Origin of the sequence: uncultured Brachyspira sp. (genome assembly GCF_910588665.1) — a bacterium.
GTDB lineage: Bacteria > Spirochaetota > Brachyspiria > Brachyspirales > Brachyspiraceae > Brachyspira.
Window position 1 is genome coordinate 55907 of sequence record NZ_CAJUPR010000012.1, and the last position, 14327, is coordinate 70233.

The following is a 14327-nucleotide window of genomic DNA, read 5'->3' on the forward strand; positions in this document are numbered from 1 at the left end:
TCTTAAATAAAAACAGTCTGTAGATTTATTTATAGGCTGTTTTTTATATCAAATTCCCCACCATTGGGAAGCATTTGGCTGATATGCCCATCTATATGAATTATTCTGCATTAAAATTTTTACAAGCTGATTTCCATTTTTAAATATGTAAAGACCATTCTTGGAGTATACGGCATTGCTGTCAAAATATGAATCATTTGTATTTGTAATGATAATAACAGCGTTAAAATTAGTCTGATATCCGAAATATTGAACCAACCAGTTTGAATTTGCAGTAATTATATTATTATTTATATTTCCCACATTCTGTCCTCCCGCAGTTAATGTGTTTCCATTTCCTGTTCCCTCTTGTCTAGGTATTACAGGAAGTATATAATTTATAGGCGTTTCTATATACTTTTTATCAACTAAATTATTTGTGCCGTATGCCGTAACGGATATATAATATAATGTATTATTATTAAATGTATAATTAGGAATTTCTATAGTATAGTTTGTTCTTATATGATTGCTTCCAAGTATTGTTGGGAGTATTCCGTTACTGTTTTTTATGGCATCATTAGTTTGTACAAGGTTGGGAGATGCGCCCGCATATATATTAAACCCCGCAAAATCTGAAGCTATTATACCCGACCAAAATGTTATGCTTACTTTATTATCGCCGGGTATTGCCTGCACATCATAAGGGGCATTGTATTCATCAACTACGGTTATAAGTTCTTCATTACAAGATATAAGTAAAAAAGCCGTTATTACAGCAAATAATAATATTTTCTTCATAAATTAATAGCTTAATACATCAGCAGCAGTTTGACGGCAGTAATCAACTACGGCATTATTAGCGCTTACACTCCTTACATATATTTTTCCGTAATAGGATTTATTATCTTCAGTTATCTTTATTAAGTAAAGTCTATTGGCTGTTACTTCTAAATTATCATTTCCATAACCGTTTTCAGGAGGTATTGTGATATCGTATAAAGAATTTGCAGGATGCCTCATCATACTTCCATTTACAGCATTTTGAAAATATAATATATTTCCTATACTTATTAATTTGGCTAAATTTCTTCCTTCAATATTTATATCATTGCTTACAGATACAAGTTTATTTATAACTTCAGGTCTTGGGGTTGCCATTTTTGCAAAATTATCATAATAATAACTTTCTAACTGAGGTGTAATTTGATAAGATGATACCCATACATATATTGGTATTCCGTTATTTAAATCTTTATTCTCCAATGTATATATATCCGTATTATTAGTGGAATAATAACTTCCCCTTTTAATAGTAAAAGTATATTTTTTTATAGTTTCAGATTTTGTTTCAGTCATAGTAGGAAGTACCTTCTGCTGATTATATAATTTATATTTTTTTGGATTGGTTTTGTCTCCGAAATATATATTGTATCCGCTGAATGAAGCTTCATTATTTTGAGCTTCAAATTCAACTATTAGTTCATGGTCTTTCGGTATAATTTTAGTTATATAAGGCTGATTCAATTCAAGTATTATGCCTGTAACATCGGGAAGACCGCATGAAATCATTAAGAGTGAAGATATTATTATAATAAATAATTTTAATGCATTCATAATATAATATAATTTACTTTTATTATTTATTTGTGCTTCCAAATCCGCCTTCTCCTCTTTTAGTGTCTGAAATAGAATCTGTTTCTTCAAAATATATTTTTTCCACTTTTGCAAACACTATTTGAGCTATTCTGTCACCATGATTAATGGTAAACGGAGTATCTGTTAATGATGCCAATATAATTTTTAATTCGCCTCTGTAATCACTGTCTATAGTTGCAGGCGAGTTTAAGCAGAATATTCCGTTTTTTAATGCTAAAGAGCTTCTGCTTCTTATCTGAGCTTCATATCCTTCGGGTATTTCTATAAAAAGTCCTGTAGGAATCAGCACTATATCGTTCTTTTTTAAAATAATAGGATTTTCTATATCGGCATGTAAATCCAGTCCTGACGATCCATGCGTCTGATATTCAGGAAGAGGATTTTTAGATTTATTAATAATTTTTACTTTAAGCATTATATTCTCCGATTTTTTTCAGCTGAATACGATTATATTATTATCTAAATAAGAAAGCAAGTATCATTATAATAATAAGTGCCGTAATGCCCTGTATAAAAGTAGCTAAAGTTCTGGCTTTATATGCATCTTTTATTTTTAATCCAGATAGTTCAACAACAATCCAAAAATAACTATCATTAGCATGCGAAGCTATCATAGAGCCTGCCCCTATAGACATTAATACTAATATCTGAGATATTACTGTGTCAAATCCCAATGTTTTAAGTAAAGGAGCAAAAAGAGTAGCAACGGTAATTACTGCTATTGTAGAAGATCCTAATATTATTTTTAAAGCAGATGCCATAATAAAAGGAAGTATCAATCCCATATTTAATGAAGAGAATATATGTCCCAGTTCGGGTATAATTTTAACTAATTTGGTAGACTGCAGAATCTCGGCAAAAGCTCCGCTCGCTCCTACTATTGCCAATATGCTTCCTGAAGATCTTATACCGTCTCCTATCCACATAGATATCTCTTCTTTATTAAATTTATGAGTAAGAAGAAGCGAAAATAAAAAACCTATGAATAATGCCATAGAAGGCTCGCCTAAAAATATAAATATATTTTTTATTATTCCGTCACTTAAATTAAAAGAATCAAATCTGACAATACTTCCCACAGCCATTAATATTACAGGCACCGCTATAGGAGCTAATGATTTCCAAGCGGAAGGCAGACCTCCCATATCACTTATTAAGGTTTCATAAGCTGGAGATTTATCAGGATAATTTGGTTTGGTTATATATTTTGATATAAATATTCCATACAAGGCGCCTATTAATGAAGTAGGAATTGCCACTATTAATCCTATAATTATAATAGTTAATAAATGCGCCTCAAGACCGAACAGATTTACAACAGCGGTAGGTCCAGGGGTTGGAGGAATTAATGCATGAGAGGCATACAGTCCCGTAGACAGCGCAACCGACAATGCCACAGGAGAAGCTCCGCTTTTTTTAGCTAAAGATTTTCTGAGAGGCGTTAATATTAAGTATCCTGAATCGCAGAATACAGGTATTGATACTATAAAGCCTAATATATTTATTGCTAAAGCAGGATGAGATTTTCCTACCACTTTTATAACTATCTCTCCAAGTTTTAAAGCCGCACCGGACATTTCCAATATATTTCCTATTATGCTTCCAAGAACTATTATTATTCCCACATTAGCCAAAGCCTTTCCGAAGCCTTTACCTATTAAAGAAGATATTTCTTTTATATAGTTTGTATCTTTATTGAAAGGAATATTAAGAGTAAAAGCCAGAAATATGGCTACTAATAACATAGCTATGAACGGATGAACCTTAAACTTAATAGTTAAAATCATAACTGCAATAATGGATATTGCAAGCATAACTATTGCAAAATAACTAATCATTAAACATCCTTTTATAGTTTTTGTATTGCTAATATGAATAAAAATTATGAATTTCTAGTCTTCTTCAGGAACTTCGGCATGAATATAACCTTCTTCAAAAAAGTATATTAATTCTTTTTCTGCATTTTTTGCGGTTTCTTCCATACCTTCTTCATATTCTATTTCCAGAATAATATTTGCGCCTTGAAATGCCCCAAGTCCCATAATATTAAATACGCTTTTTGCATCTGCCCTCACTCCGTTATAAAGCAGAAATATTCCTATATTTGAATAATCGCTTTTACTGGAAATTTGAGATAAAACGCCTGCAGGTCTTAAATGCATTCCATTTTTGCTTTTGATTGTGACTACATTTGTTAATGTCATTATATACCCTGAGATTTTATTGTGTGTTTATTATACTATATATATTTATATTTTTCAAGTTTTTTATTTTTAGTATTATGAGCTGCCGTTTTATAACTTCAAAGTTTGGTATAATAAAATTTGCTTATTAATATTGATAAAAGCTTTTTTTATTAAAAAATTATGTTATAATATTTTAACTTTTTTTAAGGATAAAAGTATGTCTAATAATTCTATAGAGATAAGAGGCGCTAAAGAACATAATTTAAAAAATATATCTCTTTCAATACCCCATAAAACCCTTACTACTTTGACAGGAGTTTCAGGAAGCGGTAAAAGTTCTCTTGCATTTGATACTATTTTTAAAGAGGGGCAGAGAAGATATTTAGAATCATTGTCAGCTTATGCAAGACAGTTTTTAGGGGTTATGGCTAAGGCTGATGTTGAGCATATAGAAGGATTATCACCAACTATTTCTATTGACCAGAAAAGCGTTAATAAAAATCCCCGCTCCACAGTAGGCACGGTCACGGAGATTTATGATTTCTTCAGATTATTATTTGCAAGACTTGGAACACCTTACTGTTCTAAATGCGGACATAAAATTTCTAAGCAAAGCGAAGATCAGATAGCTAAGTCTGTATTAAGAGAGTTTAAAGATAAAAGAATTTTAGTTTTAGCGCCTATTGTAAGAGATAGAAAGGGAGAGTATAGAAAAGAGATTGAAGATGTAAAACTTGCAGGATATCCTAGAATAAGAATAGATAATATAGTTTATAAATTTGATGAAGATGAAATACCTGAACTTAAAAGATATGAAAAACATACTTTGGAAATAGTTATTGACAGGATAAAAGCTGAAGATAAATATTTATCAAGAATTACTGATGATATAGAAAGAGCAGTAAATATAACAAAAGGATTGGTTGCATTTTACGAAGAGCATGAAAAAATAAGCAGTGAAGATTTGCAAATAAAAAATACTGAAAATCTTAAGGAAGAAACTAAAACAAAAAAGAAAAAAATAAAAATGAGCAGGCAGTTTGAAATAGATAAATATTATAAACTCTATACAACAGAGAGATCATGCGCAAACTGCGGACATTCCATTGCAGATATTGAGCCTAATTTATTTTCATTTAATAATCCTATGGGAGCATGCACTGTATGCGGAGGACTTGGAGTTGAGCATATATTTACGGAAAAGCATATTTTAAGAGATGAAAACTTAAGCATTTATGACGGAGCATTATCCTGTTTTGTTGATAATCATATAGGTTTTGATATGGAGTACGGTATTGACGAACTTGAAGCCATTGCCGAAGTTTATAAAATAGATTTAAAAAAAACTTGGAAAGATCTAACTAAAACTGAAAAGAAATATTTGCTTTACGGTACAGATAAAGAGATAAAATGGAAAAAAAGATTTTGGTATCACAGCAAAATTGTGGAGGAGAGAATACCCGGTATTTTAGACAGATTGAAATATGATTATGAAACTTATAAAATGAGCTATTATGCCAATTTTATGGACGAAGTTGAATGTCCTAAATGTAATGGAAAAAGAATCAATGAAGATGCTTTATCCGTAAAGTTCAATGGAAAAACTATAGCCGATTTTTCTAAAATGACTATAGAAGATTTATATAATTATTTTACTAAATTAAAATTAAAGCCGAGTGAGGAAATTATAGGCATTCCTATAATAAAGGAAATAATTTACAGATTAACATTTCTGGTAAAGGTAGGATTAACTTATTTAACAGTAGAGCGTTCTTCCCCCACTCTTTCTGGAGGAGAATCCCAAAGAATAAGACTTGCATCGCAGATTGGAAGCGGACTTGAGGGCGTGCTTTATGTTCTTGACGAGCCTTCAATAGGACTTCATCAATCTGATAATAAAAAATTAATTGAATCATTAAAAACGCTTAGAGATAAAAATAATACGGTTATAGTTGTGGAGCATGATAAAGAAACAATGGAGGAATCCGACTTTTTAATTGATATAGGACCTAATGCGGGAGTTAATGGAGGCGAGGTTATAGGAATAGGCAATTATGAGGAGTTCTTAAAATCTGACAGATCTTATACGGCAAGATATTTACGGGGCGATGATAATATAGAGATTCCTAAGCAAAGAAGAGAAGGAAACGGAAAGTTCTTAAAAGTAATAGGAGCCAGTCAATTTAATCTTAAAAATATAGATGTTGAGTTTCCTTTGGGATTATTTATTGCTGTTACAGGACTTTCGGGAAGCGGCAAATCTACTTTAGTTGAAAATATTTTAATGAGGGCTTTGCATAATCATTTTTACGGCAGAACTTTAACTGAAGGAAAATATAAAAAAATAGAGGGTCTTGAAAATATTGATAAGGTTATAGAAGTTGATCAGTCTCCTATAGGAAGAACGCCGAGAAGCAACCCTTCAACATATACAAAAGTTTTATCTCCTATAAGAGATCTATTTGCAGCCACAAAACTTGCAAAAATGAGGGGATACGATAAAGGCAGATTTTCATTTAATGTTAAAACAGGAAGATGTCCTACCTGCGAAGGGGCGGGAGTTATAGAATTAGAGATGCAGTTTTTATCAAATGTATTAGTTCCATGCGAGGAATGTGCAGGAAAAAGATTTAATGCGGAAACTTTGGATATTAAATATAAAGATAAAACAATATATGATGTTCTTGAGATGAGCGTTTCAGAAGCTGTTAATTTTTTTGACGGTATAACTTCAATAACAAGAATATTAAAAATAATGGAGGATATAGGACTCGGATATATAAAATTAGGGCAGCCCTCCACTACTCTGTCGGGAGGCGAGGCTCAAAGAATAAAATTGGCAAGCGAGCTTCATAAAATATCTACAGGAAATACTTTATATATATTGGACGAACCTACTACAGGGCTTCATTTTGAGGATATAAAAAAATTATTAAAAGCATTGGACGGGCTTGTTGAGAAAGGAAATACTGTTTTGGTTGTTGAGCATAATTTAGATGTTATTAAATGCGCCGATTATATTATAGATATGGGACCTTTAAGCGGCGATAAGGGAGGAAGAGTTATTGCTTTAGGAAAGCCTGAAGATATTATAAATGTGAAAGAATCTCTTACTGCTAAGGAGCTTAAAGAAATATTAAAACCTTCAAAAAAGAAAAAGGAAATTATAAAAAAGAAAAATACAAATAAAGAAGAAAATACTTCGCTTATTATAAAAGGAGCCAATAAACATAATCTTAAAAATATAAGCTTAATTTTACCTAAAAATAAAATTAATGTTGTAACGGGAGTATCAGGAAGCGGTAAAACTTCTCTGGCATTTGACACTATATTTAAAGAAGGACAAAGAAGATTTGTTGAATCTCTGTCTACCTATGCCAGAAGATTTTTAGGAAGATTTGAAGATGCTGATGTTGATAAAATAGATGGTTTAGCCCCTGCTATTGCAATAGATCAAAAAAATGTAAGCAGAAATCCCCGTTCCACAGTTGCAACTGTTACAGAAATTTATGATTATTTCAGACTTATTTTTGCAAGGGTATCAAAGCCACATTGTCCTTATTGTAATGATAAGTATACTTTAAAAGCCGAAACTCCGTCGGTACTTGCAACGGAAATAGCAGATACTATGAATTTGCATAAACTTATGATAATATCTCCGTTATATCACAGCTCATTTAATCATAGATTTGCTTTTTATGATAATGATGTTAAGAATATTAAAAAGATTATAGAAAAAACCAGAGAAGCTGGATATATCAGAATGCAGATTAACAATAACAATTATGTTATAGATGATATTACCGAAGAGGAAATTAATTTACTGTCAAAAGAAGAAATATATTCCGTAGGCATAGTAATTGACAGAATAGTTTCAGGAAAGGATAAAAGAGCCAGAATTGCAGATGCAATTGAAAAAGCTATGGATTTGTCAAACGGAGTGGTGCATATAAAAGCTTCGCATGGAATAATTATAAAAGAAAGCTTTCATACAAAATTCCCCGCCTGTCTTCTTCATGGCATATTATTTGATTTTGAAGTTACGCCAAGACATTTTTCATTTAATTCTCATTGGGGATACTGCACAGAGTGCAAAGGGCTTGGAAGCAAACCTTCATTCAGTATAGATTTAGCTGTAAAAGACAGTACAAAACCTTTATTTGACGGAGCATTAGATACTTCTATTCATAATATGTTTTCAACCCAAGGCAGGCATCATGCAGATTTATTATTCAGATTTTTAAAAAGAAACTCAATAACAAAAAAAAGTTTATATCAAATTCCTTTCAATGAACTTGATAAAAAAGTTATAGATGCGGTATTTTTTGCAGGCGATTATTCTATAGGAAATGTTATAACTCATCTGCATTCTAATAATGATATTACAAGCGAAGATTATTCAGAGTGGAAAGATAAATCATTCAGCAAATTTTTTATTGATGAAAAATGCGGCTCCTGCGGCGGCGAAAGATTAAATGAAATAATGAGAGCCTATACCATACAAGATAAAAATATAAGTCAGGTATGCGCTATGACGGTTGAAGAGGCAATTAATTTTTTTGAAGAACTTCCTAATCTTTTAAGCGATAGAGAAAATACAATATCAAAAGAAGCCGTAAAAGAAATAAATACAAGGCTTAGTTTTTTATATAAGGTGGGACTTAATTATTTATCATTGAATAGAAAATATGCCACTCTTTCAGGAGGCGAAGCTCAGAGGATAAGGCTTGCAAGTCAATTGGGCTCTAAACTTACAGGTGTTTTATATGTGCTTGATGAACCTACAGTAGGACTTCATCCCAGAGATACGGATCATTTGCTTTATACATTAAAGGAATTAAGGGATTTAAAAAATACTCTTGTGATAGTTGAACATGACAGAGATACTATGAAGGCGGCTGACAATATTATAGATATGGGACCTTATGCAGGAACTTTCGGCGGAGAAGTAGTTTTTCAAGGCAAGTATAATGATATATTAAATTATGATAAGTCTCTTACAGGAAATTATTTAAGCGGGGAAAAAAAAGTATTTGAGAAAACAGAAATAAGAAATGAAGAAACAGAATGCATAAAGTTAAAAAATGTATCTACAAATAATTTAAAAAATATTGATGCGGATATACCTTTAAAAAAGATAGTCATTGTTACAGGAGTATCTGGAAGCGGTAAATCGTCTTTAATAATAGATACTCTCTACCCTGCTCTGAAAAAACGCAGACTAAATCAATATTCTAAATTTGAAGACATTGATATACCAAGTATTGTTTCAGATGCTGTATTGGTAGATCAAATTTCAATAGTAGGATCTATAAGAAGCACATTGGTAAGCTACAGCAAAATATTTGATAAAATCAGAAATATATTTGCTAAAACTAATGCGGCAAAAGCAAAGGGATTTTCTGCGGGAAGATTTTCATATAACGGCAAAGACGGAAGATGCAGTATATGCGAAGGTAAGGGAATAAGAAAGATTTCTATGCATTTCTTATCGGATATGGAAATAGTATGCGAAGCCTGCGGAGGAAAAAGATATAATGATGAAACTTTATCCGTAAGATTTAAATCTCTGAATATAGCCGAAGTATTAGAATTAACTGTTGATGAGGCAGCAGAGTTTTTTGATTTTGACAGATCTATTCTTAAAACACTTTCTATAATGAGCGAGGTAGGACTTGGATATATAAAACTCTCTCAAAGACTTGATACTTTTTCAGGCGGAGAACTTCAGCGTTTAAAACTTGCATCAGAACTTTCAAAAAAACAAGACGGCGAGCACATAGTTTATATATTTGACGAACCTACAACAGGACTTCATTTTGATGATGTTAATAAACTTCTTATAGCTTTAAATAAATTAGCAGAAAAAGGACACAGTGTTATTATAATAGAGCATAACCCTGATGTTATAAAAGCTGCAGATTATATAATAGATTTAGGGTTGGATGGAGGCATTAACGGCGGAGAGATAATTGCAAAAGGCACTCCCGAAGAAATTTTACAGATGAAAAAAGGCTATACTTGGAAATATATTTAAGAGAAATAATTATTAATTACTTCTCTTAAATTAAGATAATATTATTATTCAAATATTGTTTTATATTCATCTTTTAAATAAGGATTTATTTCTTCAGCCGAAATTAATACTTTAGTCTCTCCCATAGCATAAGGTCCTATTTCATATATTCCCCAAGTAAATACCAATCCTTTTGGAGCAATATAAAAATTATTGTTTTCTAATGAAAGATCATTTAAATCAAAATAAGAGTTTTCATCTCTTCCTTCTATTTTTAAAAGCTTATCTTTTATTAAATTAATAAGTTCTGTATCTTTTAAGTCTTTTATAATATCTTCTATTTTTATTTTGTTTCCGTTATCTAATGAATAAACACTGTATACTGTAGCATAATTGCCATGTGCTCCTCCCGTGTATTCATAAATAAATCTGTTTATAGAAACAAATTTTCTGCTTAAATAGTTTATAGCGTATTCGCTTAAATCTATGATTGTATCATATATATAATCGGAGTCTGCCCATTCATTATATGAGCTATTCATTTCATTGCTTATTATATTTTCAGTTTTTAATGATGATTCTAAATTATTAAAAAAAGCCGCATATTTTACTGAAAACTCTTTATTTATATCCAAATTGATTTTATTTATGCTTTCTGAATTATTATGATTATTTAAAAAGAATATGGAATTTTTATATTCAAATATTTTATCGCTTCCGTTAGGCGAAATATTTGTATATGAATATTCAATTATTCTGGCGCCAGTTACAGGAGTTTTCGCTGCTTTGAATATTATTTCTTTATTATCTATTTTGGCATTAAAAGGATATGATGCTTTCAGAAGGTTTCCCTCAAGAGTTTTATCATTATAAGAGACTGCATATAAGCTTCCCTGATTAATTTCTCCTATTCTTGTTATGGTGAATAATGTTGAGTTTTGATTGGAATCTGTATATGTAATTATTCCTAAATTATTAGTATTATATGTTATAGAAGAACTTATATATTCTCCTTCATCAGATACTAAATATAAAGTATCATAATTATAAATTTTTTCATTTTCAGATAATTTAATATCAATATATATTTTCTCATTATCTGAGTTTTTATTATTCTGATTGCCGCAGGAAACTAATAAACTGAATATTAATAAATAAAAAATAGCCTTCATTTTATCCTCTTTTTTAAAGAGTATTAAATATACAACAAATCATAATTTTTTATGTAAAATATTTAATTAAAATAATTAAAAAATAAACTATGCAGCCGCTTTATATGCATATTGTTTTTTTGTATATTTTATGTTATTGTTATGATATATGTAATCTATGCATATTAGGTCTGGTCTGGTCTGGTCTGGTCTGGTCTGGTCTTTTATTATATTCTTTATAAAGTCAGCTATTCTTTCAGAACTTTTTCCATCACATGCCCCTAAATGATTTTCTTTGAATACTTTGTAATTAGGGTGATCTATTGATGCATCTCTTAAAGCCTTTAATATATCTTCTGCTTTTCCGCTTTCTACTATTTCGCCAGGCAGATCTTTTCTGTAATCTATAAAAAATCCTCTTTCATATTTATCTATATCATCAGCGGCAAAAACTACAGGTTTATTCAATAATAACCCTTCCATAAATGCCGATGAATAATCTGTCATAATAACATCGCTGATAATAAGCAAATCTAATATATTATATTCAGAAAAATCTAAAATATTATTATTATTAATATTTTGCATATTAATAATATTATCTTTAGATTGATTATTATTAATTCTTGATATAAGAAACGGATGTAATTTAAAAATAAATACTTCATTATCATAAAGCAGTTCACTTAATTTTGTTAAATCTAAATTAGATTTAAATATAAATTCATTAATTATCTCTTCTCTAAAAGTTGGACAGTAAAAATATATCTTTTTATTTTTTAAATCAGGATTTTTATTATAAAATTCTGTTTTTACATTATTTATATAATTTTCATCAAATAAATTATCTGTTCTTGAGACTCCTAATGATATAAATTTATTAATATCAGTTAGAAAATTATCAGAATAGATTTTATTGCAAATATTTCCAGAGGTTATAAAATAGTCAAATTTGTAATAGAAATCTGCAGAATCGTTTCTTCCAGGTCCAATTTTTTTAAATACTCCGCAGGCATGCCATAAATTTATTAAAATTTGATCTTCAAATAAATGATCATTTGTGATATATGTATCTATATTAATTACTACAATTTTAGAAGATAGTATAGCAATAAAATTTTTTAAACCAAGATCGGAAAATAATTCAGGAATTTTTTTAAACCTAATTATTTTATAGTTATATCCATGAAAATATTTGTATAAATTATCCATATCAGAATTATGTACTAACTGTAAAAAACATATATCATATTTTTTCAGCATATTTTCTTTTTGAAGTTCAGATATGCTCTCTTTTATATTAGAAATTGCATTATTTTGTATTTCATGTAGTTTTAATTCTTTTTCATATAATTTTGATTCTTTTTCATTTAATTTTTCTTCTAAAAGTTTTTTTGATTTTATAGATATTTTTATTCCGAATATTGCAATTATATAAAAACATCTATCAGTAGTAATTTCAAAAAGTTTCATTTTATTAATCATCCTTAATATATTAATTAAGCTTTACTTCTATAACATTACCTGATAAATTTGATTTTAATAATGACAATGTATCATTAGCAACTATATATGGCGGTAATAAAGTTGTCTTGTCTTCTATACCGAAATTTTTTGTTCTCATAGGAGTATCTGTTCTATGCGGACAAACACAATTGACCTTTATATCAAAATCAAACCATTCTTCAGATAAAGCCTGAGCAAAATTTACTATAGCAGATTTGCTTGAAGAATATATACTGTAATCCATTCTTCCTAATGTATAAGAGCTTGATGTAAATAATATTAAATGACCTTTACTTTCCTTTAAATATTCAAATGATTCTTTAGAACAAATTACGCTTCCTTTATAGTTAATATCTATTTGTTCAAAAATATCTTCATAAGAAGCACTATATAAGCTTTCTTTTTTTAATATAGAAGAACATATTATAACAGAGTCTATTTTTCCGTATTGATTATAAAAATCCTTGAAAGCATTTTGAACATCTTCCAATTTTCTTATATCACAGTTATTTGTTCTGCTGTATGATTTTATATTGGCATTATATTTAGAAGCCGTTTCTGCTATAGATTTCCCTATGCCTGAACTGCCTCCGAAAATTATTATATTCTTATTTTTTAAAAAACTAAAATCTTCATTTTTTATTTCTAATTTCTTTATTTGAAATAATTTTTCTAATAAATATAAATCTTCAATATTAGTTAATTTTATATTTGAAAAAGAACCATTTACAACATAAACTTTTGTATTAGGCAGATAATTTAATACAACTTTGCAATCATCTGTTACTTGAAAATTTTTATCTTTTAATGCTGTTTCATAAGCTTCTTTTAAAGTTTTTATCTTGAAGCATTGAGGAGTTTGTCCTAAATACATTTTTTTTCTTAAAGGGATTCTATCTATTAAATTATCTTCCACTTCAATAATTGTATCTGAGGCAGCAACTGCAACATCCACAGCATCATAATTAGATAAAGCTTTTATACAGTCATCTATTATAGAATGAGATAATAAAGGTCTTACAGCATCATGTATGATTAAATTACTTTCTAATTCATCATTATATGATTCTAATGCTGATAAAGTAGATAAATACCTTTCTTTTCCTGCACATAGAATCTTTTTTACTTTTTTATATGCTGCTTTATGTATCAATTCATTTATATAATAATGATTTTCTTCCTGAGCTACTATTGCTATTTCATCAATCTTTATATGTTTTTCAAAAATATCTATAGTATGTTCTAATATTGTCTTACCTGATATTTTTAAAAACTGCTTAGGTTTTTTTAATCCTGTTCTGGAACCTATGCCTCCTGCAAGTATTACAGCTATATTTTTACCCATATTATTTTTTTCCTCAAAATAAAATCATAATTCTAATGGACAAAAGTATTGATAAAATCAGCAATCCTTTCTGCACTATGTCCGTCGCAGGCAGACAAATGATTTTCTTTGAATACTTTGTAATTAGGATGATCTATTGATGCATTTCTTAAAGCCTTTAATATATCTTCTGCTTTTCCGCTTTCTACTATTTCGCCAGGCAGATCTTTTCTGTAATCTATAAAAAATCCTCTTTCATATTTATCTATATCATCAGCGGCAAAAACTACAGGTTTATTTAATAATAACCTTTCCATAAATGCTGATGAGTAGTCTGTTATAATAACATCAGATATTATTAATAATTCTATAATATCTTTATGCGACATATTTATTATATTATGGTTAGTTTCTTTTTTTTAAAAGTGTATTAAAATACAGTAAATCATTGTTTTTTATGTAAAATATTTAATTAAAATAATTAAAAAATAAACTATGCAGCCGCT

Annotated in this window: 9 protein-coding genes and 1 pseudogene; 1 reads left to right on the plus strand and 9 read right to left on the minus strand. The window is 29.3% G+C overall.

Annotation, left to right across the window (positions count from 1 at the left end; genetic code table 11):
- Positions 1-48: 48 nt before the first annotated feature.
- Genes QZ306_RS09050 through QZ306_RS09070 form a run of 5 tightly spaced genes read right to left on the minus strand, consistent with a single transcriptional unit; the run spans position 49 to position 3842 of the window.
- Positions 49-780: a hypothetical protein gene (locus QZ306_RS09050; RefSeq protein ID WP_295163282.1), complete on the minus strand. Its 732-nt coding sequence runs from the start codon at positions 778-780 to the stop codon at positions 49-51.
- Between the two features lie 3 nt (positions 781-783).
- Positions 784-1596 carry a hypothetical protein gene (locus QZ306_RS09055; protein WP_295163298.1) on the minus strand — a complete coding sequence of 271 codons (813 nt, stop codon included), beginning with the start codon at positions 1594-1596 and terminating at the stop codon, positions 784-786.
- A gap of 22 nt (positions 1597-1618) precedes the next feature.
- Complete coding sequence (dut, locus tag QZ306_RS09060; protein ID WP_295163284.1) at positions 1619-2053, minus strand: dUTP diphosphatase; 435 nt, start codon at positions 2051-2053, stop codon at positions 1619-1621.
- Positions 2054-2093: 40 nt separating this feature from the next.
- Positions 2094-3476, minus strand: coding sequence for a GntP family permease (locus QZ306_RS09065; protein ID WP_295163286.1), 1383 nt, complete (start codon positions 3474-3476; stop codon positions 2094-2096).
- A 54-nt stretch (positions 3477-3530) separates the two neighbouring features.
- Entirely contained in the window at positions 3531-3842 is a 312-nt protein-coding gene (locus QZ306_RS09070; protein ID WP_295163288.1) for an HPr family phosphocarrier protein, read from the minus strand.
- Positions 3843-4041: 199 nt separating this feature from the next.
- Between QZ306_RS09070 and uvrA the strand changes: the two genes are divergently transcribed.
- Positions 4042-9861 carry an excinuclease ABC subunit UvrA gene (gene uvrA / locus QZ306_RS09075; protein WP_295163290.1) on the plus strand — a complete coding sequence of 1940 codons (5820 nt, stop codon included), beginning with the start codon at positions 4042-4044 and terminating at the stop codon, positions 9859-9861.
- A gap of 44 nt (positions 9862-9905) precedes the next feature.
- On the opposite strand, the gene QZ306_RS09080 is transcribed toward uvrA, so the two are convergent.
- From QZ306_RS09080 to QZ306_RS09095, 4 genes and pseudogenes are all read right to left on the minus strand, one after another.
- Positions 9906-11012 (minus strand): DUF3298 and DUF4163 domain-containing protein, encoded by a 1107-nt coding sequence (locus tag QZ306_RS09080; protein ID WP_295163292.1) that lies wholly within the window; start codon positions 11010-11012, stop codon positions 9906-9908.
- A gap of 87 nt (positions 11013-11099) precedes the next feature.
- Positions 11100-12464 (minus strand): CDP-glycerol glycerophosphotransferase family protein, encoded by a 1365-nt coding sequence (locus tag QZ306_RS09085; RefSeq protein ID WP_295163293.1) that lies wholly within the window; start codon positions 12462-12464, stop codon positions 11100-11102.
- Positions 12465-12486: 22 nt separating this feature from the next.
- Entirely contained in the window at positions 12487-13842 is a 1356-nt protein-coding gene (locus QZ306_RS09090) for a bifunctional cytidylyltransferase/SDR family oxidoreductase (RefSeq protein WP_295163294.1), read from the minus strand.
- A 32-nt stretch (positions 13843-13874) separates the two neighbouring features.
- Positions 13875-14222, minus strand: a pseudogene (locus QZ306_RS09095) (CDP-glycerol glycerophosphotransferase family protein); the annotation flags it as partial.
- Positions 14223-14327 lie beyond the last annotated feature (105 nt).